Origin of the sequence: Prevotella lacticifex (genome assembly GCF_019973375.1) — a bacterium.
GTDB lineage: Bacteria > Bacteroidota > Bacteroidia > Bacteroidales > Bacteroidaceae > Prevotella > Prevotella lacticifex.
Window position 1 is genome coordinate 1 of sequence record NZ_BPTV01000004.1, and the last position, 20076, is coordinate 20076.

18 protein-coding genes, 1 pseudogene and 2 CRISPR repeat arrays (1 of these 21 only partly in view) are annotated in these 20076 nt (G+C 47.7%); of the genes and pseudogenes, 6 read left to right on the forward strand and 13 right to left on the reverse strand.

The features are described 5' to 3' along the window. Positions 1-338: 338 nt before the first annotated feature. Together LDN30_RS15400 and msrA are read right to left on the reverse strand one after the other, a co-directional pair. Positions 339-878, reverse strand: a complete 540-nt coding sequence (locus LDN30_RS15400; protein ID WP_223930190.1) for a beta-class carbonic anhydrase — start codon at positions 876-878, stop codon at positions 339-341. Between the two features lie 25 nt (positions 879-903). Continuing rightward, positions 904-1425 (reverse strand): annotated as a pseudogene (gene msrA, locus LDN30_RS15405) (peptide-methionine (S)-S-oxide reductase MsrA); the annotation flags it as partial. A 766-nt stretch (positions 1426-2191) separates the two neighbouring features. Between msrA and LDN30_RS15410 the strand changes: the two are divergent. Both LDN30_RS15410 and gloA2 read left to right on the forward strand, forming a co-directional pair. After that, the gene (locus LDN30_RS15410; RefSeq protein WP_223930191.1) at positions 2192-3253 is read left to right on the forward strand and encodes an MBL fold metallo-hydrolase; all 1062 of its coding nucleotides are present in this window, start codon (positions 2192-2194) and stop codon (positions 3251-3253) included. A 30-nt stretch (positions 3254-3283) separates the two neighbouring features. Next, the gene (gene gloA2 / locus LDN30_RS15415) at positions 3284-3694 is read left to right on the forward strand and encodes an SMU1112c/YaeR family gloxylase I-like metalloprotein (protein ID WP_223930193.1); all 411 of its coding nucleotides are present in this window, start codon (positions 3284-3286) and stop codon (positions 3692-3694) included. A 4-nt stretch (positions 3695-3698) separates the two neighbouring features. Here the strand turns inward: gloA2 and LDN30_RS15420 are convergent, their stop codons facing one another. The 4 genes from LDN30_RS15420 to LDN30_RS15435 form a co-directional block, all read right to left on the reverse strand. Continuing rightward, entirely contained in the window at positions 3699-4079 is a 381-nt protein-coding gene (locus LDN30_RS15420) for a GNAT family N-acetyltransferase (protein ID WP_373316576.1), read from the reverse strand. A 211-nt stretch (positions 4080-4290) separates the two neighbouring features. Further along, positions 4291-4671 (reverse strand): YccF domain-containing protein, encoded by a 381-nt coding sequence (locus tag LDN30_RS15425; protein ID WP_223930197.1) that lies wholly within the window; start codon positions 4669-4671, stop codon positions 4291-4293. A 372-nt stretch (positions 4672-5043) separates the two neighbouring features. Continuing rightward, positions 5044-7116, reverse strand: coding sequence for a TonB-dependent receptor (locus LDN30_RS15430; RefSeq protein WP_223930199.1), 2073 nt, complete (start codon positions 7114-7116; stop codon positions 5044-5046). A gap of 51 nt (positions 7117-7167) precedes the next feature. Then, positions 7168-7917, reverse strand: a complete 750-nt coding sequence (locus tag LDN30_RS15435; RefSeq protein ID WP_223930201.1) for a winged helix-turn-helix domain-containing protein — start codon at positions 7915-7917, stop codon at positions 7168-7170. Between the two features lie 123 nt (positions 7918-8040). Here LDN30_RS15435 and LDN30_RS15440 point away from each other — a divergent pair, with 123 nt between their 5' ends. Beyond that, on the forward strand, positions 8041-8598 hold the full coding sequence (locus LDN30_RS15440) for an NADPH-dependent FMN reductase (RefSeq protein WP_223927119.1): 558 nt from the start codon (positions 8041-8043) through the stop codon (positions 8596-8598). Positions 8599-8870: 272 nt separating this feature from the next. Here LDN30_RS15440 and LDN30_RS15445 read toward each other — a convergent pair whose 3' ends face one another. Further along, a complete protein-coding gene (locus LDN30_RS15445) occupies positions 8871-9725 on the reverse strand; it encodes a BRO-N domain-containing protein (protein ID WP_223930203.1) in 855 nt (284 codons plus the stop codon). 342 nt (positions 9726-10067) lie between these two features. On the opposite strand from LDN30_RS15445, the gene LDN30_RS15450 reads away from it, so the two are divergent. Then, positions 10068-10838 (forward strand): YaaA family protein, encoded by a 771-nt coding sequence (locus LDN30_RS15450; protein ID WP_223930205.1) that lies wholly within the window; start codon positions 10068-10070, stop codon positions 10836-10838. A 167-nt stretch (positions 10839-11005) separates the two neighbouring features. Here LDN30_RS15450 and LDN30_RS15455 read toward each other — a convergent pair whose 3' ends face one another. After that, on the reverse strand, positions 11006-11371 hold the full coding sequence (locus LDN30_RS15455; protein WP_223930207.1) for a hypothetical protein: 366 nt from the start codon (positions 11369-11371) through the stop codon (positions 11006-11008). A 90-nt stretch (positions 11372-11461) separates the two neighbouring features. Between LDN30_RS15455 and LDN30_RS15460 the strand changes: the two genes are divergently transcribed. Further along, positions 11462-11626, forward strand: coding sequence for a hypothetical protein (locus LDN30_RS15460; protein ID WP_223930209.1), 165 nt, complete (start codon positions 11462-11464; stop codon positions 11624-11626). 105 nt (positions 11627-11731) lie between these two features. On the opposite strand, the gene LDN30_RS15465 is transcribed toward LDN30_RS15460, so the two are convergent. The 4 genes from LDN30_RS15465 to LDN30_RS15480 form a co-directional block, all read right to left on the reverse strand. Continuing rightward, positions 11732-12409, reverse strand: coding sequence for a putative polyvalent protein kinase domain-containing protein (locus LDN30_RS15465; RefSeq protein ID WP_223930211.1), 678 nt, complete (start codon positions 12407-12409; stop codon positions 11732-11734). A 402-nt stretch (positions 12410-12811) separates the two neighbouring features. Beyond that, entirely contained in the window at positions 12812-13219 is a 408-nt protein-coding gene (locus tag LDN30_RS15470) for a hypothetical protein (protein WP_223927123.1), read from the reverse strand. Then, a complete protein-coding gene (locus LDN30_RS15475; protein WP_223930213.1) occupies positions 13191-13802 on the reverse strand; it encodes a phage virion morphogenesis family protein in 612 nt (203 codons plus the stop codon). Before LDN30_RS15475 ends, LDN30_RS15470 begins: the two co-directional genes overlap by 29 nt. A gap of 142 nt (positions 13803-13944) precedes the next feature. After that, positions 13945-15102, reverse strand: a complete 1158-nt coding sequence (locus LDN30_RS15480) for a phage head morphogenesis protein (RefSeq protein ID WP_223930215.1) — start codon at positions 15100-15102, stop codon at positions 13945-13947. Between the two features lie 15 nt (positions 15103-15117). Here LDN30_RS15480 and LDN30_RS15485 point away from each other — a divergent pair, with 15 nt between their 5' ends. Continuing rightward, positions 15118-15348, forward strand: a complete 231-nt coding sequence (locus LDN30_RS15485) for a hypothetical protein (RefSeq protein ID WP_223930217.1) — start codon at positions 15118-15120, stop codon at positions 15346-15348. Positions 15349-15895: 547 nt separating this feature from the next. Then, positions 15896-16323: a CRISPR direct-repeat array (repeat unit 36 nt; unit sequence GTTGTATATCGTTCTATTCCTACATCAAACCGCAAC). 16 nt (positions 16324-16339) lie between these two features. On the opposite strand, the gene LDN30_RS15490 is transcribed toward LDN30_RS15485, so the two are convergent. After that, a complete protein-coding gene (locus tag LDN30_RS15490) occupies positions 16340-17758 on the reverse strand; it encodes a transposase (RefSeq protein WP_223930219.1) in 1419 nt (472 codons plus the stop codon). A 261-nt stretch (positions 17759-18019) separates the two neighbouring features. Then, positions 18020-20076: a CRISPR direct-repeat array (repeat unit 36 nt; unit sequence GTTGTATATCGTTCTATTCCTACATCAAACCGCAAC) (it continues 1647 nt past the right edge of the window).

Here is a 20076-nt window from a genome sequence, read left to right on the forward strand (position 1 = left end):
CTTTCAAAATACAAGAAGGTGAGAACCAAAGATGGTGGAAAATGGGGTACGGCAACCATGCTTAAATATATAGAAGAGCTAGTTGCTATGCTTGGTGTATAGTGTCTCAAATGGAGGTTTCTTTATTACATTACAAATCGTTTGTTTCGTATGATTCCGAAGGGATAGCGTTCCTTCTGTATCATCCCAATTTTGCTCATAGCGTACCATGGTAACAGCCATGCTATCACATGCTGTATCGTTGGCAAATGAAGCTTGGATACAGAATACTACCATTGATAAAAGTAAAAAGAAATGCTTCATATTCAATTGCCGATTAAATTATTAATGTTGAATGATTACGTATTCAATTCCGTGAGCGCTCCAGTTGTGGAGTCAATGATAAAACCGCGGACAATGATGTTGTCGGGAACGAGCGGATGGTTCTTCACCCGTCGCATTGTCGCCCGCACGCTCTTTTCCGTGTCGCCGAAGCCGTTGAGCCACTGGCGGAGGTCGAGGTGCTGTTCCACTTCCGCTACCTTGTCAGCGGAAATCCGCTCTCGAATCAGATGCTCCATGTGCTCGCCGGTCATCTTTCCGGCACCGCAATCGGTATGGTGGATGAGCATGATCTCCTCAATGCCCAGCTCATAGATGCCTACGATGATGGACCGCATGACAGCGTCGTAGTCGTCGAGGATGACACCGCCTGCCACCTTAACCATCTTCACCTCGCCATTCTTGATGCCTAATGCCTCAGGCAGCATTACGCTCAGACGGGTGTCCATACACGTGACAATAAGCGTCTTGCCTGACGGCTTGCCATCAGTGATATGCTTTACGTAGCCCTTCCCGGCAACGAAGCGGCGGTTGTTCTCCAGTATTTCGTCAATCATAATAAAGTAATATTAAGTCCTTTAACTATTGTCTGTCGGCATGACTGTCCTTTGCCTTGCGCGCAAACTCGAACAAGCTTTGCGGCAGATGGCAGTAACCGTCAGGATTCTTGTCGAGATAATCCTGGTGATAATCCTCCGCTTTGTAGAAGTTCTGTAAAGGCTGGTTCTCAACGGCAATCTTTCCGTTGATGTACTTCTGCTCTTCGGCAAAGACCGCATTGATAATCTTCTCGTCAGCAATATCGGTGTAATAGACACCAGTGCGGTACTGCGTTCCCGTGTCGTGGCCCTGGCGATTAATACTTGTTGGGTCGATGGCCTTGAAATACATCTCCAACAGGAACTTCAACGACACCTTCGCCGGATCGTACGTAACATGGACGGTCTCAGCAAAGCCGGTCTTGTCGGTGCATACCTCTTTGTAAGTCGGGTTTTCCGTTCTGCCATTGGCAAAGCCAACCTCAGTGTCCACCACTCCATCAATCTGCTTTAGGTAATGCTCTGTGCCCCAGAAGCATCCTCCGGCAAGATATATCTCCTTCAAATTCTCTTTTTCCATATTTATCCGTATTATGTTTTGATTGATTAATTCCTCACTTCGCTTGGGCTTCTTCGTCAATAGCAAATTTATTTAGTTTATTTGTATTTACCAAACATTTCAAGGCTTTTTTACGCTCGACACATCGCCACCACTTCCCTCATGAGACCTATCAGCTCATCGGCACCATGGTTCCCATATAATTATTTTGGCACAATCTGCCACATGGTTGGCGCAATATCCACGGAGATGTTGCACATTTTGTCGTACCTTTGCACTCGGAAATCCACCAAATGACACCGGTCATCCCCATGAAACTGATGACGAAGCAAAATTATGAGATGCAACTATCAAAGAATTCATAAATTTTATGTAACTTAGCACACAAAATAAGATAAAGATGAAATACGTATTTTACCAGGATACCACTTCGTTTCTTCGTGCCTTCAGCACATGGACGGTGCAGACGGTAACAGAATACAAGAAAAGATGAAGCGAACGATGATATACTGCATTCTATTGGTAGTGGCTTTGTTTACTAAAGTTTCCCACTTGTTCAAAATGCCCATAAACAAGGGGTTTCTGAAAAGTTCAAATAGCAGGATGCCCATAAACAAAGTAGTTTAACAAGTGCTTAATAAATGTGAAAGGGCAAATGACCTTAAAAGGAGAAGTCCGATAATGCAATATTCTACTGCTCATAAAAAGTTTTTTGAAAAGTTAAAGATGCGCATACCCTTTGGGAAAGCCTTTTTATAAAGGGGTTCTCCAAGTGGGAAACTCTAGTTTGTTTATATGCTGGCAAGGCTACGAGTTCTGGGTGGCTGTAGGCCGTCAGCCGCGTGGAGAACGGTTGGAACGGTGTAAGCAGTCACCACAGTGGCGCGACGGCGAGTTTGTCAATATGCACGAGACACCGACGCTGACAGGTGATGACGGATTCTTCGCCCAGATGTATAAGTTTCTGTTTGGCAAGGTGAAGAATCTGCATCCTGACAGCAACGTGCCAACAGTAAAATCATCGCTGAAGGACATCCCCCGCTCTGAAGAGGTTTGCGTCTGGCTTGGCCACTCCACGGTCTTTATTCAGACCGGTGGCGTGCGCTTCCTCTTCGACCCCGTGCTGACCAACCGATTGCCCGTGTGGTGGTTCATGCGCCCGTTCAAAGGCGCTGATGTCTATACTGTCGATGATATTCCCGAAGTCGATTACCTTGTCATCACCCATGACCACTGGGACCATCTCGACTGGAAGACGGTGACGGCTTTGAAAGACCGTGTCGGTCAGGTTGTCTGTGCCCTCGGCATCGGCGAGCACTTTGAATACTGGGGCTACGACCCGAAAAGGATTCACGACCTTGACTGGCAGGACAGCATTGCCGTCAACGAGTCGATCACCCTCCGCTGTCTGCCTACACGCCATTTCTCCGGCCGTATAGGACAGCACAAAACGCTATGGGCTTCCTACCTCATCGACGGTCCGCGCCGCATTTTCGTTTCTGGCGACGGAGGCTACGACGAACGGTTCAAAAGGTTTGGTAAGCAATATCCGGGCATCGACCTCGCCATTTTGGAAAACGGACAGTATGATGAGGGTTGGCGCTATATCCACACGCTCCCCCGTGAACTGCCAACAGTCATCAGCGAGCTCGGTGCCCGTCGCGTGCTGACCTACCATAACTCAAAATGTGCCCTTGCCAACCACTCCTGGACGGAGCCGCTCGACAGCATCTATGCCAATGCTCAGGGCAAACCCTGGCAGTTGCTCACCCCTCGTATCGGTGAACAGGTAAAGCTAAAAGAGCGGCAGACTTTCAGTAAATGGTGGAGGTAATCACAGATGAATCAATAAAATAATATACCCATGCTCAATCTTAGAAAAGTACACCACATTGCCATCATCTGCTCCGATTACAAGTGCAGTCTGGAGTTTTACACGCAAGTACTCGGCATGACCGTAATAGCCGAGCATTATCGAACGGCCCGTCAGTCGTACAAGACAGACCTTGCGCTCAACGGACAGTATGTCATAGAATTATTTTCTTTTCCTTCCCCACCCCACCGTGTTTCACGTCCGGAGGCGACAGGTCTTCGCCATCTCGCCTTTGAGGTTGATTCGCTGGATGATGCCATAGAGGAACTGGACAGGCTCGGTATTGCGCATGAAGACGCTCGCATAGATGAGTATACCGGCAAGCGTTTTACGTTCCTGCAAGATCCAGACAGCCTTCCTATAGAGCTCTATGAAAAGGAGACTAACGAAAATCTGGGATGAATACCTAAAAAAGATTCCTCCATATCATTCTGACATGTTCAATGCCGGCTTCCATGAAGACATCGGAGACGACCTGGAAGCCCATTAACTTGTAGAAATCAACGGCATGGAGCTGGGCATCAAGCCATACTTCAGAAGCTTTGAAGCGATCCCATGCCACCTCGCAGCAGCGTCTCATTACCTTTCCACCAAGGCCTTGTCCACGATAAGCGGAAGCTGTCGCCACGCGTCCTACCTTAACATGCTTCTCCACAGGATCGAAATATATCCGGGCATAGGATACGGTAATAGTCTTGTTGTCCTTTTCTGTGGTGGCAAAGACATGGATGCTGTCTTCGTCCATGTCGTCAAGGTCGGGATAAATAATATTCTCCTCTAAGAAAATATATCTTGCCTCAGTTTCAAAATATGAAACAGTTGACGCGCAGAGAGCTCATCGAAATGAAGTGCCTGTATCTGTCTGTTCATAATGTCAATCATAATAGAGCTGCCCGACAAGAGAATAACATCGTTGCCTGTATAGCCACAAGGAGTGAAAGCACTGACATGCGGCGCAATCCATGGAAGGCAAACGTAGTTATCATGTTGTCTATGTCTTAGAAATCGTTGTTGACTATTTCCTTCCCGAATGGTGCCAGTGCCAGGCGCATCAGCCGGAAGTGCATCATACCCCATGGAAGGCCCACGATGGTTATGCTCAGGAGCAAGCCAAAGCCGAGATGGGTCAGCGCAATCCAAATGCCACCAACGAAGAACCAAAGTACATTCATGATCATGTTAAGACATCCAGCGTCCTGCGGCTGGTCAACAACATGTGAGCCAAATGGCCACAACGCGAGAATACCCAACCGAAGGGTGGCTATGCCGAATGGTATGCCGATGATGGTGATCATCAGCAGGAGTGATGAAACGAAGTACTCCACTGCGATGCCCAATCCTCCAAAGACGAGCCAAATGATATTTCCTAATATCTTCATGAATTCAATCCGGTTTCAAATAATGAACGCTTTTGCTTGCAAAGATAATGAAAATCACTGAAAGCAAAGAATTGACATCATCAATTTAGGCAGTCAAACAAATTAGTAGGATTAAAAGGTTCGAGTCTTTTTTGAGGGGGTGGTAAGGGGGGGGATCCTTCCGGTACCGTGAAATTCGAGTCTTTTAGGGGTACCGGAGAAGCGAATCCTTATTGGGTACTGGGACTTCGGATCCTTCTCGCCCCTGCCCCTCGGTGTTTTCAGGTATATATTATTGAGGTTATACCTGTCTGCCGATTGCACTTCTATGTTGAAGCGGCCAGAGATCGTTGAACGGTAAAAAGGTAAAAAAGAGTAAAGCTACCCTATTCCTCAATTTCTGCCGATGATCCCCGTCTGCGTATCTTTGTTGTTGAGCTTGCGCTGTGCTTCTTTGTAGCTCCTGCCGTGAGTAAGTTTCCACGTGAAGTTGAGAGAAACGAAATTTCCGATGGTTTTGCTGCGGAGCTCATAGTCCTTGTGCATATAGCGGTTGAGCAGGTGGGAAGAAATCGCCTTGGGATTGGCCATGAAACAATGGTCCCACGTCAAGGACACGGAGCAGGAGCCGACCTGATAGCTGCATTGCAAAGCCGGTATGCCATAGTTCCATCCGAGATTCTCGCCTTCGAGAAAGCGGTAGCCATTGTCGGCTTGCGCCGTGAGCGTCCAACGTCCCAAATAGGCTTGCAGACTGCCACCCACCATCCAGAAGTTATGCACATGTGTGTAGTCGTCGCCAAAGTTGAAGTAGCGGAAGAAGCCGCCGTTGACATTGGCCACAAGACGCTCCGGGATGATAGTGTAAGAGAGGTTGTCGGTGAAGTATAACATCCTGATGCCCCGCTGATTACGCTGAGTATAGACAAACCGGTTATCGTCAGTACGGAGGTACGCAGCCATGTTGCAATGGGAATGGTCACGATAGTCAGCCATCAGCGTGTTGTTCCATCGTGGTGAGGAATAGTTGAAACGCAACGTATGTTCGTCGCAGCGGTTGGGCTTGAGGTTGGGAGACCCCATCGTCCACTCACGTCCGTTGGTGCGGATGGTCGCATCACCGATCATCGCGATGCGGCTGAAAAAGCCATACTGCTTAAAGTCATAGCTCAGACTCAGTCCATGACCGAAGTTATAGGCTAACGTGGCTTGGGGTCGGAAGAGATTGAAATTGTAATGCGCCTCACCCTGGGTATAGCGTTGGTTGCTCACGCCAAGACCGGCCACATAGGTCAGTGCGCCAAGACAGCCCTTGAGTTGGGCAAAGCCATAGACATACTGATTATGAAGTCGGTTGATGGCATCGACATCATCGGTATAGCTGTTGCGCGTGTATTTGAGTTGGTAGTTGGCACCCAAGGACAGCGTGAAGGGCTTGAGCCGGTTCTCATAGATGGCTTCCCCGATGAGTGACGACGTGTTGCCCTTGACATGGTAGGCGTAAGGGCCGCCCTCATCCATATAGTTATAGGAACGTGTGTGGATGTGCGTGCCCACCACGTTGGCCGTGATGCTCTGGTGACGACCTAACATTCTGACAAGATAGAGGTCGAGAACAGGAGAGAACGATCGGTCGCGGGAGAAGTTCTTCACATCCGTGCCATTGACATCTGTCAGCACGTCATTGCCCGGACAATGGGTGAAGTCGGCCGTCAGCTTTGCCTGCAAGACATTGCCGAGCGTGTCAGCCCGATTGTATTTCAGTGCGACCGTATTGCCAGCCGCTCTGCTCCGATTCTGCTTGTCCACACGCGAGACGATGTCGTGGGTGCCGTCGGTGAGCAGGTAATCGGTGAGGGTGCGTGCTTTCTCGTTGCGGTTGTCCTTATAGAAGAAGTTGTAAGTCAGTGCCCATTCCGATTTACCTCTGTTGACCTTTGCATAGACCATGTCGTCGCTATAGCGGGCCAGTGCCTGCGTAAGGTCGGTGCCGAGCTCGTATCCTGCGTCACTACGCCGTGTGTGGATATCGATGACGAAGGCAATGTCCTGTCCATATCGCACGCCGGTATTGTCGATATAGTCGATGGAGGTGACACGCTTTGGGTCGAGTGCTATCAGGTCGGACTTAGCCGCAATGGCACCGTTGATGCGCACCTGCACTTCGCCACGGTTGAGGCGGTCGGCAATGGTATGGCGCACGGCATCCACCTGAAGCTGAGGAAGGCTGAGAAGATGGAGGAGGGCGTAGCCGTTGGAGGCACTTGCGCGCTGAGCCACCGACGGGATAATATGGCGTCCGTCGGGACGGAAAGTCACGCGCGCCGCCTCCACGGTAACGCCTTTGAGCACTACCGCCGTGTCTGCGGGTAAAGAAGAGGAAGGCTTGGCGCTGCCGTGAATCTGTGCATAGCCCACTGTCACCGCGCCAAACGCAAGCATAAGGAGAAAGAAAATCTGCTTCATATCTTTGCTGTTTGTTTTTGTTGCAAAGATAGGAAGCAAATGGCTAAACGCCTAAGAATGAGACTGACATCTGTCTGACAATTGATATTTACCGCCTCTTTCTGTCGTAATGGTGAGGTTACTGTTCTTGTCGAGTACGGGTTTCAGCCGTCGGATGAGCGTGTAGAGCGTGTCGCTGGCATCGGGCTTCTTCGGCCAAAGTGCCTGGCAGATGTCCTCCTTGCGCAAGCTGTGATGCTCATCGGCAAAGAACATCAGCATCAACTGGCGTTGCATGGCGGTGAAGTGGACAGGCTCCTGATGCTCATCATAGAATGTCTGTGAGGCTTCATCAAGGCGCAGGCCGCCAAAGCCTCCGGCAATCGCTACGAGCCGACGGCGCGTCCACATCAGTGAGCCTGCGAGCCAAAGCAGCGACAAGGCGAACAGCGACAGCGGCATGCGCTGGTCGGAGAGGGCCAGCACCGAAGCCACGGAGCAGTTGGCATAGCCCCGGAAAACCACACGACGACCGCCACGTCCCCATGCCATCTTGCTGCTGGCAACAGTTTTCGGGTCCACATCGTCGGCATAGCATATCAGGGACTGACGGCGGAGCACCGCTAACCGCAAGTTGCTGCGATAGTCGCGGATGGTGTCGGGAGTTATCCATGCCTCCTGCTTGTGGCGCAGGGTCTGGGCTAATGCCTGGTTCATATCGGCTACCATTTCTTTCTCGGCACAACAATATCGCTGCATACCTGCCCACACGGAGCAGCACAGCAGTGTCGCAAAGACCACAATAATATATTTTGGTTTCATATCAGTAAAATACGATTAGTGTTTCAATGATACAAAAGTAAAGAAAAAAAAGTAAATGTGCAAGAAAGATGCAAGATTATAAAGAGAAAAACGTATCTTTGCAACAACAACAATCCTACTGATATGAAAAAGATACTATTCATCATTGGCTCACTGCGCAAGCAGAGCTTCAACAGAGAACTTAGCGAGATGGTCAGGGACATGCTAAAGGGCAGGGCCGAAGTGACGGAACTGGACTATTCTCAGGTGCCATTTATCAACCAGGACGACGAATATCCGGCTCCACAGGCTGTCGCCGAGGCGCGTAAGGCTGTGGCCGAGGCCGATGGCGTTTGGATTTTCACTCCGGAGTATAACTATTCCTATCCGGGACGTGTGAAGAACCTCATCGACTGGCTCTCGCGTCCTGTAGACCCTGCCGACCGCAACGCGCCGACAGTGCTCAAAGGAAAGAAATTTACGCTCACCGGAGCCGGAGGCAAGGGCGCCACAGCCGGATGCCGTAAGTTGCTCACCACACTGCTTACAGTGCTGAAGGCCAACGTGATGACAGAGGGACAAACGGGCATAGCACTGAACATTGAGGCCTGGACCGAGGGCCGCATGATTCTCACTGAGGAGCAGAAGGCGCAGCTCGCCAAGCAAGCAGAGATATTCCTTGCGTTCGTGGAGGATGAATAATAGTGCCCCCGAAAGTACAAGCTTGTGTCACACATGTTGTGTGATACAAGTTTGTGAGACCCCTCAAAAGCACCGAAATCTTTGAATTCCGTCGCCCGGCAAGCAGAATTATAGGCAGCTAATTGCCACAAAGCCAAACTGATAGCATTGTTTTGAATAAAGGGCACTTAGCTCATCCAGTGAGTTGGCATGGAATTGATTATTGTGAAATACTAATCGTGGCACATTTTCCCAATCCAGTTTCAATCTCATCGGCACCCTACAAATCACCGTCAGCTCTCCGGCAGTTCTTTTGCATCGGCATCCTCAACGGGCGGCAGATAATCGCTTGCCTTCGAACTGGAGATGACAGAATGGCCGAGTTGCGACTCGAGTTTCTCCCGCGCCACCTTAGCCACGCTTCCACCATCCTTAGCCACGTCCTTCTGCTGGCCGTAGCCCTTAGGGTCGCGTTGCTTGGAGAGTTCGGTAGCCGATGCCTCAGCAAGGATATTGAATGCCATCTCAAGATTCGTCATATTATCGCGAAGATTCTCTTTCTTCAGACCTTTATGTTGCTTATACTGCTTTGTGGTCATGCCGCTCCATTCCTTGGTGATAATATCCGTTAGTGACGCGAATTCAAAGCCCTCCTTAACACCGGTGCGTTTCCATTCGTCGGTAAGCTCCTTGCGCACCTCAATGGACTTTATGCGCTGGTTGATCCAACGGTCGGAATAGCCGAGGCGCTTGTAGTCGGCAACAGCCTGCTGAATATCAAGTTCCGGGTCTTGCATCTGGTCGATGCGCGTACTTGCCACCTGCGCCATCCACTGCTTGAAAGGCTCAGCCTTAGGGGAGGGAATGGACTGGATGAGGCGGAACAGTTGCTCCTGGTCGGCAACATCAGTTTTGCGCATCTTTCCATCAGCAGCCTTTAACTTCAAAGCGTGACAATTTGTCACGGTTTCATTACCCTCAGCTTTTAGACGCTGTTTCAGTTTCCGCCAATAGGCAGTAGGATCTTTACTGTCAGTTAATACTCCGACCACGTCCACAATAGAGAAGTACCATTTTTCTTCCTTGTCGTCCCATACGGTGCGAATATTCTTCTCACCGAACAGCTTGATAATCTGTTTCTTTGTCATAGCTTAGCTTTTTAATTATTTTTCTCCGGTTTACGGCATCTACTTGTCAGATTTCTTACCATTCATTGGAATTCACAGTCACGTAATTCCTTTCCCATTGCAAAGATACAATATATTTGTGTATCCGTATTCTGCAATGGCATTTTTTTCATTTTTAAGCGCATAGTACATTTGCAGGCTGCTTCTCTTGTGGTCGTCGGCAAAGTCGAAATAAGCCTTGCGCAGTCAGCGGAAAATATCAAGTATGTCGTTTTTATTGATGACAACACTGCATTTTCCAGACTTTTTCTTTGTCATGTCCGCACATTACTGTAATTTTGCGGCAACCAACAAACCATTCTTATGCAGATCATCCTTGCAGATGCCAAGATTATGCGCGATGCTGTGGCTACTGAGTCCACCGTCCATACCACTACCCCACTCTTCCTGTCGGAGGCCACAGCCATCGCAGCCGAAATGGCCGGAAAGAGCGTCAATGAGATTGCCAAGCTGTTCAGTTGCAGTAAGGCGATAGCCATGGAGAACCGTCAGCGGTTTCTGTCTTTCTCCGGCAGTACGGCTGTTCCAGCCATCTTAACTTACTACGGACAAGCATATAAATACCTGAAAGCCAACGATTTCTCGCCATCCAACTTCACCTTTGCCCAGGACCATGTCCTGACGATGTCGTTTCTCTACGGTCTTCTCCGTCCCCTCGACCTCATCCATCTCTACCGTATGCCGGCCAACGTCCGACTTAACATCACCGATGGCAAACCATTGCAGACATGGTGGCGGGACCGTCTCACCGATGTCCTCATCAAGCGGGTCTGCGACGACGACGGCATCCTCCTCGACCTGGCCACAACGGAGTTTGAACGCATGTGCGACTGGAAGAAAGTCGAGGCGCAGGTCACCGTCATTAAACCACTGTTCCTCGTCGATAAAGGCTTGGAATTCAAGACTGTAGCCATGTACGCCAAAGGCTGCCGCGGCGCTATGACCCGGTTTGTCGTTAAAAACCGTATCGTCAATCCGCAGGACTTAACCGCCTTCACCGTCGACGGCTTCCGCTATCGTCCTGACTTAGGCGACGACAGCCATCCACATTACGTAAAAGAGGAGAACGCTTGAGCCGAAAAGTCCATCACGACAGACAGCCTTACCATCACTGAACGGAAAAGCCCGGAATCACGAATGATCCCGGGCTCGAATTTGTTGGTTTTTTGTAGTACAGCAGCGATTTTCTCATCACAACATCAACATGGTTCCATCTATTTTTCCAAATTTTGTATATCGTTCTATTCCCACATCAACCGCAACTGGAACCAGGCGTAGAACTTTGACTTGGTTCTGACGAATGCTCCGACGGCGAGTGGCCGGTAGGTCTGTAGTGATTCGTGGAGTCTATGGACGAGACTGGCGCGTTCCTTTATTTTATCGGTGGTGCCGGAGCCGAAGTGCGTGTCGGCATAACAGTCGATGCAGAGCCGTACGCAGATGTGCGCAGTGCCTTTCTGCGATTTAGCGGAAAGGGAAGACCAGTCGACGGAGTCGGTGTTGATGAGGACGCAGGGGAATACGACGGGATAGTTATCCATGTTCTCGTTGTCGATGGCCTCGAGCTGTCCGTAGTCCTCATCGACGTGGGCTTGATTTTTCCCCATAAAAGTAGCTGTATTTTACCGTGTAGTGATATCATGATTAAAATCTGTTAAAAACATGGTAGAAGCCACAGTGCAGAAATACGTCCGCAGGTGATGCAGATAGGGTTCTCTGTCATTCCTGGAGCCACCGACCACGGCTATATTAAGGAGAACATCTCCACGATAGACTTCGCTCTTTCACAAGCCGAGATGGACGCCATCCGTGACCTCAATAAGGAGCGGTGTTTCTTCAATGCCTGTCAATGCCATCTATGAGCAGACCCTGCGGTTCATTGGAGGACTACAGCTGAGAAAGAGATAACTGTTGAAACATAATAGAAACCAATACGTCTATTAGTTAAACGGTTACGTTTTAACGCTTCATTGATATTGGGGCGACTGTTTATGGTAGGTATCTGGATTGGCATCATCGGACCTATAGATAATGGTATCGATAAAATAGAGATTGCCGTCGATACCTACCAAAACATTGTTGGGTGAAGCGTCAAAGATGTCATGAATGCCATTCGTGTAATATTCTCCATCCATCTGAGGAATAAATCCTAATCTTATCAACTCTTCCATTATTTCATCTTCTGTAGCTTCTCTACCTGATATGATATAAGGTTGGCTTAGTACCGCACACGTTTTACCATCCCGATTCTTTGCAAAGCCTATCAAGGTGTAGGCACAATCAGGGAAATAAGTATTATGAGCTTTGATACGGTCAAAGAATGGCGTAAGATTATCGTCTGAATAACGGAAGTCATTCAGTTTATAAACAACATCATTGTCTTTGGATAGATAAACTTCGTTCTCCGAACCTCTATCAGCAAAATCGCCAAGTGATTCAGGTGAATCTATCCAGCATTTGTTATTCTTGGCAAAATCTGTTAAGCGAGCGATTTGGACTCTCTTGCAATCCGTTGTTCCCGCAACCGCTTGAATTGATTTAAGCACTCTTTGTGCGACAGTTTCAGCTTGCTCCAGGATTCCACGGACTGGAGTTTCACCTCGTTGATCTTCTTGTGATAGTCGTTGAGTATCGGTTTCATTCATTATTCCTTTCTTTTTTTGCAAAGATAGTGCAAACCGAGGGAAATACAAAATAAAACGCGTTTTATTTTTATTTCCGAGGTGCAGCCTATCTTACCCAAAGATAGTACAAACGAGTGGGATGACAAAGAAAAACATCGTTTTTCTTTTCATTCCCGAGAGCAGCCTATCTTATCAAAAGTAGTGCCGCCTATCTTTTCCTATGGTTCTATTCCTACATCAAACCGCAACCCACAGCTTGATTGATGAGCGCCAGGTGTTGTTGTATATCGTTCTATTCCTACATCAGACCGCAACGTAACGGCCGCGGGTGAGACCGGCAAGTACGTTGTATATCGTTCTATTCCTACATCAAACCGCAACTGGACAATACTCAATACATCTGATTTCCAGTTGTATATCGTTCTATTCCCACATCAACCGCAACTGGAACCAGGCGTAGAACTTTGACTTGGTTCTGACGAGCGCGCCGACGGCGAGTGGTCGGTAGGTCTGGAGCGCGGCGTGGAGGGAGTGGACAAGGTCGGCGCGTTCCTTTATTTTATCTGTAGTGTTAGAGCCGAAGTGCGTGTCGGCATAACAGTCGATGCAGAGCCGGACGCAGATGTGCGCATTGCCTTTCTGTGATTTTGCAGAAAGGGACGACCAGTCGACGGAATCCGTATTGATGAGGACGCAGGGGAATACGACGGGATAGTTATCCATGTTCTCGTTGTCGATGGCTTCGAGCTGTCCGTAGTCCTCGTCGACGTAAGGAATTTCGGGGAATGATTGTGAAATGTAATTAATGATTGGCAAGAGTAATGATTCCATCTTTTATTGTTTTTAAAGAGTTATTGATAATCGTGTTGAGTTTCTGAATGAGTTCCTGCGAGTCGCCTATGAACTGGCGCTGCGGGATGTGGGCGTGAATGGAAAGCTTAGCCTTCCTTGTCAAGGCGAGAGCCTTCCACTTGGCAGCCTCTGGAGGTAGGACCTTGGGGAGCTTGCCCTGCGAGGCGGCGAGGGAGTAGACCATGTGCCAAGCATACCTGCGAAGCTTTGGCGTGACAGAGGGGCGCGTAGAGATGTCGCCCCCATCGTTGTGAATGGCAGCATAGGGCACTGGGTCTGAGATGACGACCTGCCCGGGCTGTGCCTGAAACTCTATGGAGCGCATGAGGTGGTCGCGTCGTGAGGTGAGCGGGGTGTACTTGGCATCGGGAGAATTGGAGTCCTGCCGACGTGTGCGCTGCCATGGGCGGATGCCCCCATCGCGGAAGCCAGCGTCGCGGAAGTTCTGCCGGAAGTGGTTGACTGCCGTTATGCCCACATTTCGCGGGAGACGGTCGTTGACCTCGCGGAGGATGTCATTTTTTGCCTTTTCGACGAGGAATTGAATGTTTTTTGCGTCCATGATGAAAAATAATCTTTAAAAGTTTTGCGGAATAGAAATTAATTGGTATATTTGCGCCGTCAGCAATGACCATCGGGTGGTATTCCTAGGGGAGCAAGAATAGACCTACACTACTCCATTAAGCAGTCGCAAGACTGCTTTTTTATTTGTAATATCTATACATAAACTGTTTAACAAAATCCTTGTTGAGATCTCTTCTTCTAATAGAGAGTTCTTTCATTCCCTTATAAATGAGCACTTCGACACCATTAGGATTCTTATCAAAATATTTCTTTACTTCTTTTGCAAGATCTCTAGCATTATAATCGACAGCCATTCTAAGTAGTGCACGATTTGATTGATCTCCAGATTTTTTAAGTCTATTACCTGCCGAATTTTTTCCTTGCAGTGTTTTCAACTCGTAGTCTTTAATAAGATTTTTACGGACAAAGACCAGATCCGGAGAAGGTGCCCCAGGATTAGGCATAATATAAACAGTATTGCCATGCTCTACAGCTCTATCGGCTGCAAAAAGCTGATTCTCATAATCCGGCTCACTATCAGCACCAAGTCGAGCAAAAACACCTTTATGGTCTTTCACGGGCTTATAGGTTCCATCAGAGATGATCTCTCTTAGTTTATCTGAGCGCATCTTCCCCGACATCCCTTGAAGTTCCGTAAACCTTCTTTCGTCTGTTGTCATTGGCTTTTCTTTCTTATTGTCTTTATTTTGATTGCTTGGCAACTTCTTATCGACTTTAGGACAGTTGTTGCAATCCTTTCCTTTCTTATGATTACTGAAGAAACTTAGGAGGCGGTTTTTGAAGCTGCCTTTGTTGAACGGGCACACAGAACATGAGGCAGGATAGTAAGGGTGATTATCGGAGAAAGTCTGTCCATCCTTTCCAGGGTTGTTCTCAAGACCGCGTTGTGGCTGGTCGACGGAGTCATCGAGACCGGATGGACGGTTGACGGGATCGTCGGTCTGTTCGAGGGAGCACTTGCAGTTCCAGCGGTCGCCTGGGTGGTGTTTGGTCCAGAACGGGTCGTCGACGGGGAGGGTGAGCTTTGCCTTCCAGTAAACCTCGTGTGAGGATTCCGGATTAGGTGATGTTGTTGGCATCCACCGGAGGTTAGGCATGACATCCTTGTTGTGTAGGAACGACTGCCAGTCGGCCGCATTGTGAGCCCGGATGACCGCTGTGTCGTACTCAGTGCGGAGCCATGCCCCACAGTGATGTGTGGAGATGGAGGAGACATCATTGAGCCACTGCCGGAAGGGCTTTAGATTGCCGTTGGAGTCGAGAAGCTTTGCAGCCATGTCGGAGCCCATCTGATGGACCTTGAATGCAGAGAAGACCTCGTTGGAGTGGCGAAGTGCAGCGAGGAAGTCGTCGGAGAGGGAGCGGTTGGAGGACTGGGAGAGCCCTTCGACGGTTGCGGAGTTGATGACGCGGAGGACCTCTCGCCAAATGGAGGGCTCTATCTCATGGGAGGTGTCGAAGCCATCATAGATTTTGCGGAGGAAGGCTGCGAGGACATCGGCGTTGATGGAGATGGCCGCTGAAGCGGCATTGGAGATATAGGGCGCCGCATTGTATTGCGGCGAACGGGACGTGCGGCTACAGCAAGGGCAGGAGGAGCCGTAGTAGAGGGAGTCGATTAGAAGTCGGTGTCGGCCCCTTTCGGGGCTACTCCGAAAAAACGCTTCAAACGGGATTTGAAGGTTGTTTGAGCAGCGTTTGAAGGGTGGTTTTGGGGCTCGGATGGGCGTTGATGGGCGTTAATAGGCGATGATGAATCATCGTTGCCATTTTTGCTGTCCTGGTTGTTGTATATCGTTCTGTTCCTACATCAAAACCGCAACCTCAGTTCCCATAACTCTTTCTTAGCAGAGTTGTATATCGTACTTTTCCTACATCAAAACCGCAACCGGAAACAAAGATGCTATCTATACGAGAAGTCAAATGACTTCAGACAACTTTAATATAAGACAGGCAGACTTGAAATAACAAGACTGCCTGAATCGGGGCCCAAACCCCTTAACGGGGAATGATCCACCGCAAAGTTAAACATTTATTTCCAAACAACAAACAATTATGAAGAAAATTATCGTTGTATATCGTTCTATTCCTACATCAAACCGCAACTATCCGCAGGCTAAGGATTGTGTCGGGACGTTGTATATCGTTCTATTCCTACATCAAACCGCAACCCAGAATTCGGTGTTCTGATGTGTATCTAGTTGTATATCGTTCTATTCCTACATCAAACCGCAACAGCAAGACAACCTACTTCAGTCCGGCTGTGGTTGTATATCGTTCTATTCCTACATCAAACCGCAACCAAACACGACATCTATTTTTGACGTCTGCGTTGTATATCGTTCTATTCCTACATCAAACCGCAACCCGACCGCGCCATCATTGAGAGTGTGGAACGTTGTATATCGTTCTATTCCTACATCAAACCGCAACTTGAAGGTCAGCATGATCTCAACCGACCTGTTGTATATCGTTCTATTCCTACATCAAATAAAGAAACCTCCATTTGAGACACTATACACCAAGCATAGCAACTAGCTCTTCTATATATTTAAGCATGGTTGCCGTACCCCATTTACCACCATCTTTGGTTCTCACCTTCTTGTATTTTGAAAGGTATCTGAATATAGCCTTGTAAGAATATTTCTTGTTTAGCCCCAGCTTGACAAACTCATTCTTAACCCTTGTCGTTATGACGACGGAAAGGAAATTTATAAGTTCAGTGGCATATACGCTGTAGTCGGAATGCACGTTTACCGTGTCACGGTCAACGATATTCTTGTATAGCCAGAACAGAGTCTCCGCAGACCATCGCTGGGAATAGGCTAAATAGACGGTTAATGGGTCAAGGTCAGCTTTTGACTTGAAGACAATCAGACCGAATAAACCTTTCCTCTCGACATAGCTTTCTGCCTTGAAGTTATCTTTCTTGTTGGCATTCTGCACATATCCAATCTCCTGTTCGGAGGCTGCCTTCGGGTCGCGGAAAGAGTAGAGGAACTTGCCGTTTGACATTTTTTGCTTTTTGTATAGAATCGTTCCGTCCTTATAGTCTTTCAATGGCATTGTCGGCTCATCCATCTTGTAATTCTTTATGAACGCCGAATTCTGCTTCAACGGTATCAGGTATGCCAGTCCTTCCATCTTGTCGACTTTCTCAAAAAGCTTGTCGTTGTAGAAACCCTTGTCGAATACCATCAGACCATTCTTAATCTCATACTCCGCTACAAAGTCGTCTATCGCCGTCTGATCCAGCATGTTGCCTGCGTAAGGCTTTGCCGCTATGGGCTCACGCGTCAATGGGTTGAAAGCATACAGCAAGCTGATATCTTTGGAGCCTTTCTTCGCTCCCTTGCGCGAGAACTCCGACAGACTCCCCGTCTTGGCATTGTAGTCCTTGAGCATGCCATCGATAACCATGTCACCGCCGGTAAAGGTGTTCACCCTATTGCGCATGAACTCACAGATAAGGGAGTACGCCTTGCCTATCTTCACAAGAAACCCGGACACTGCCGTCTCAGACAAATGCACTCCCGGATACATCTCTGATGCAAATGAGCAGAGGTACTGTATCTGCAAGTCACGGTTCATGATGCCTCCATATGAAGCACGGAGCAAGGCAATGACATAGAGGCGCTTTGCATCGTCGAGATTCCAAACCTTGGCGAGTTCTTGAAGAAGTCCACTGCCGTACTTGTCACAGAGAGCCACCTCTCCATAATCTTTAATATCCACTTGATTTTTCTTGCGCATATATGAGCCCTCGACAAACTTGCCGTTTACAATTTCTCCTACCGTTCCTTGGTCTACGGGGATAGGCTTCCCGTTAATTCTTTTGCTCGTCCTTTTTATGACGACAAAACGACTGCCTCTCTGTCGGACTATCGTACTTTTGGGGCGGGCGACTGACTTTATCTCTTCTGGAATAGCCATAAATATGTATAGTATCTATATAATTAAAAGAACTATACAAAGGTACAAATAAATGGCCATATCTGCAAGAAATTACCAATAATATTGGCAAAAATAATTATGCAGAGACTAAAACAAGGGGAAGTTTAAACGGGCTTTCTACGAAAGAAAGCCCTTGCTAAGCCAGAAACGGCAAAGCAAGGGCCAAATTGTATAGTGTCTCAAATGGAGGTTTCTTTAATCAAACCGCAACTCGCTCATAGAGTGACTGGGCAGTGCAGAGTTGTATATCGTTCTATTCCTACATCAAACCGCAACGAACAGCAGCGCATAGGCGTTATCGGCGAGTTGTATATCGTTCTATTCCTACATCAAACCGCAACATGGATGCGTGGATGACCCGGCATGCCATCGTTGTATATCGTTCTATTCCTACATCAAACCGCAACTGCTTGAATTGTCGGGCCTTTGGCATCTTGGTTGTATATCGTTCTATTCCTACATCAAACCGCAACGTCGGTGTAGTTCATTCGTATCATTACGAGTTGTATATCGTTCTATTCCTACATCAAACCGCAACCAGCGATAAGGAGATATTGCGCCCCTTCTAGTTGTATATCGTTCTATTCCTACATCAAACCGCAACCATTACCCCATGCGGGTCACAATAAATATGTTGTATATCGTTCTATTCCTACATCAAACCGCAACATATCAATGGAGCGGTGGACAAGACGCTGCGTTGTATATCGTTCTATTCCTACATCAAACCGCAACTCGCCCTGCCCAACCCCGAAAGGCTGCCGCGTTGTATATCGTTCTATTCCTACATCAAACCGCAACTAAATCAAACGGCAATGAAAGAATTTCTGGTTGTATATCGTTCTATTCCTACATCAAACCGCAACAAGGATGTGACCGCAATGGTGCTGAACACTGTTGTATATCGTTCTATTCCTACATCAAACCGCAACTTGATACTTGCAAGCATATAACAATTAGTGTTGTATATCGTTCTATTCCTACATCAAACCGCAACCTACTGCCGTTACTCTTCATCTGGAAAGCGTTGTATATCGTTCTATTCCTACATCAAACCGCAACTCGTTTTTTTGCCGGTGACCTCATTGCGGGTTGTATATCGTTCTATTCCTACATCAAACCGCAACACAATTTATGCTCTTTATTTTTAAATTAAAGTTGTATATCGTTCTATTCCTACATCAAACCGCAACTATCTATCAATAGAAGAATTAAACATAAAGTTGTATATCGTTCTATTCCTACATCAAACCGCAACTCACATACAGCATCAACGTCGACGCTGCCCGTTGTATATCGTTCTATTCCTACATCAAACCGCAACTTTGCGAGTCGTAGTCGATTCAGTATCGAGTTGTATATCGTTCTATTCCTACATCAAACCGCAACCATATTAGGGAATTGCAAAGAGAGTCCAAAGTTGTATATCGTTCTATTCCTACATCAAACCGCAACTGAGGACTGACGCCTAATAGCTTGGCAAACGTTGTATATCGTTCTATTCCTACATCAAACCGCAACCCAAACCCCGTTGTAAGTAAATTCATCACGGTTGTATATCGTTCTATTCCTACATCAAACCGCAACGGGTCGGCGCTCTTATAGATAGCCTCCAGGTTGTATATCGTTCTATTCCTACATCAAACCGCAACCATTTTGCACTCCTCGTTTCCCTTATTACGGTTGTATATCGTTCTATTCCTACATCAAACCGCAACTAATACTTTAGGAATGTTAGCACTGCCACGTTGTATATCGTTCTATTCCTACATCAAACCGCAACCGACTTGTTCAAAGTAGCATTGAACGAAAAGTTGTATATCGTTCTATTCCTACATCAAACCGCAACTGTCGACCATTTCAGACGTTCGTGCTCTTGGTTGTATATCGTTCTATTCCTACATCAAACCGCAACCATCCTAATAGGTCAGGGTTACCACGTTGGGTTGTATATCGTTCTATTCCTACATCAAACCGCAACAGTACAATCTGAACAACGAGAAATCGAAGGTTGTATATCGTTCTATTCCTACATCAAACCGCAACCGCACAGGCCGAGAAGGCCTCGAAGGCCAGTTGTATATCGTTCTATTCCTACATCAAACCGCAACCCGAATAGTTTTTGGGATGGTTGCGGACGGTTGTATATCGTTCTATTCCTACATCAAACCGCAACGCATGAGGTTGCCACTATCATAGTAGTTAGTTGTATATCGTTCTATTCCTACATCAAACCGCAACGAACTGTGCGAGCCGCTGCCAGTCGTTCTCGTTGTATATCGTTCTATTCCTACATC

What these genes read in the sequence shown, in the direction of transcription:
- LDN30_RS15400 (WP_223930190.1), bottom strand. Translation starts at nt 878, where the DNA reads ATGATTGACGAAATACTGGAGAACAACCGCCGCTTCGTTGCCGGGAAG.
- gloA2 (WP_223930193.1), top strand. Translation starts at nt 3,284, where the DNA reads ATGCTCAATCTTAGAAAAGTACACCACATTGCCATCATCTGCTCCGAT.
- LDN30_RS15425 (WP_223930197.1), bottom strand. Translation starts at nt 4,671, where the DNA reads ATGAAGATATTAGGAAATATCATTTGGCTCGTCTTTGGAGGATTGGGC.
- LDN30_RS15430 (WP_223930199.1), bottom strand. Translation starts at nt 7,116, where the DNA reads ATGAAGCAGATTTTCTTTCTCCTTATGCTTGCGTTTGGCGCGGTGACA.
- LDN30_RS15435 (WP_223930201.1), bottom strand. Translation starts at nt 7,917, where the DNA reads ATGAAACCAAAATATATTATTGTGGTCTTTGCGACACTGCTGTGCTGC.
- LDN30_RS15440 (WP_223927119.1), top strand. Translation starts at nt 8,041, where the DNA reads ATGAAAAAGATACTATTCATCATTGGCTCACTGCGCAAGCAGAGCTTC.
- LDN30_RS15445 (WP_223930203.1), bottom strand. Translation starts at nt 9,725, where the DNA reads ATGACAAAGAAACAGATTATCAAGCTGTTCGGTGAGAAGAATATTCGC.
- LDN30_RS15450 (WP_223930205.1), top strand. Translation starts at nt 10,068, where the DNA reads ATGCAGATCATCCTTGCAGATGCCAAGATTATGCGCGATGCTGTGGCT.
- LDN30_RS15455 (WP_223930207.1), bottom strand. Translation starts at nt 11,371, where the DNA reads ATGGGGAAAAATCAAGCCCACGTCGATGAGGACTACGGACAGCTCGAG.
- LDN30_RS15465 (WP_223930211.1), bottom strand. Translation starts at nt 12,409, where the DNA reads ATGAATGAAACCGATACTCAACGACTATCACAAGAAGATCAACGAGGT.
- LDN30_RS15470 (WP_223927123.1), bottom strand. Translation starts at nt 13,219, where the DNA reads ATGGAATCATTACTCTTGCCAATCATTAATTACATTTCACAATCATTC.
- LDN30_RS15475 (WP_223930213.1), bottom strand. Translation starts at nt 13,802, where the DNA reads ATGGACGCAAAAAACATTCAATTCCTCGTCGAAAAGGCAAAAAATGAC.
- LDN30_RS15480 (WP_223930215.1), bottom strand. Translation starts at nt 15,102, where the DNA reads ATGGCTGCAAAGCTTCTCGACTCCAACGGCAATCTAAAGCCCTTCCGG.
- LDN30_RS15485 (WP_223930217.1), top strand. Translation starts at nt 15,118, where the DNA reads ATGGACCTTGAATGCAGAGAAGACCTCGTTGGAGTGGCGAAGTGCAGC.
- LDN30_RS15490 (WP_223930219.1), bottom strand. Translation starts at nt 17,758, where the DNA reads ATGGCTATTCCAGAAGAGATAAAGTCAGTCGCCCGCCCCAAAAGTACG.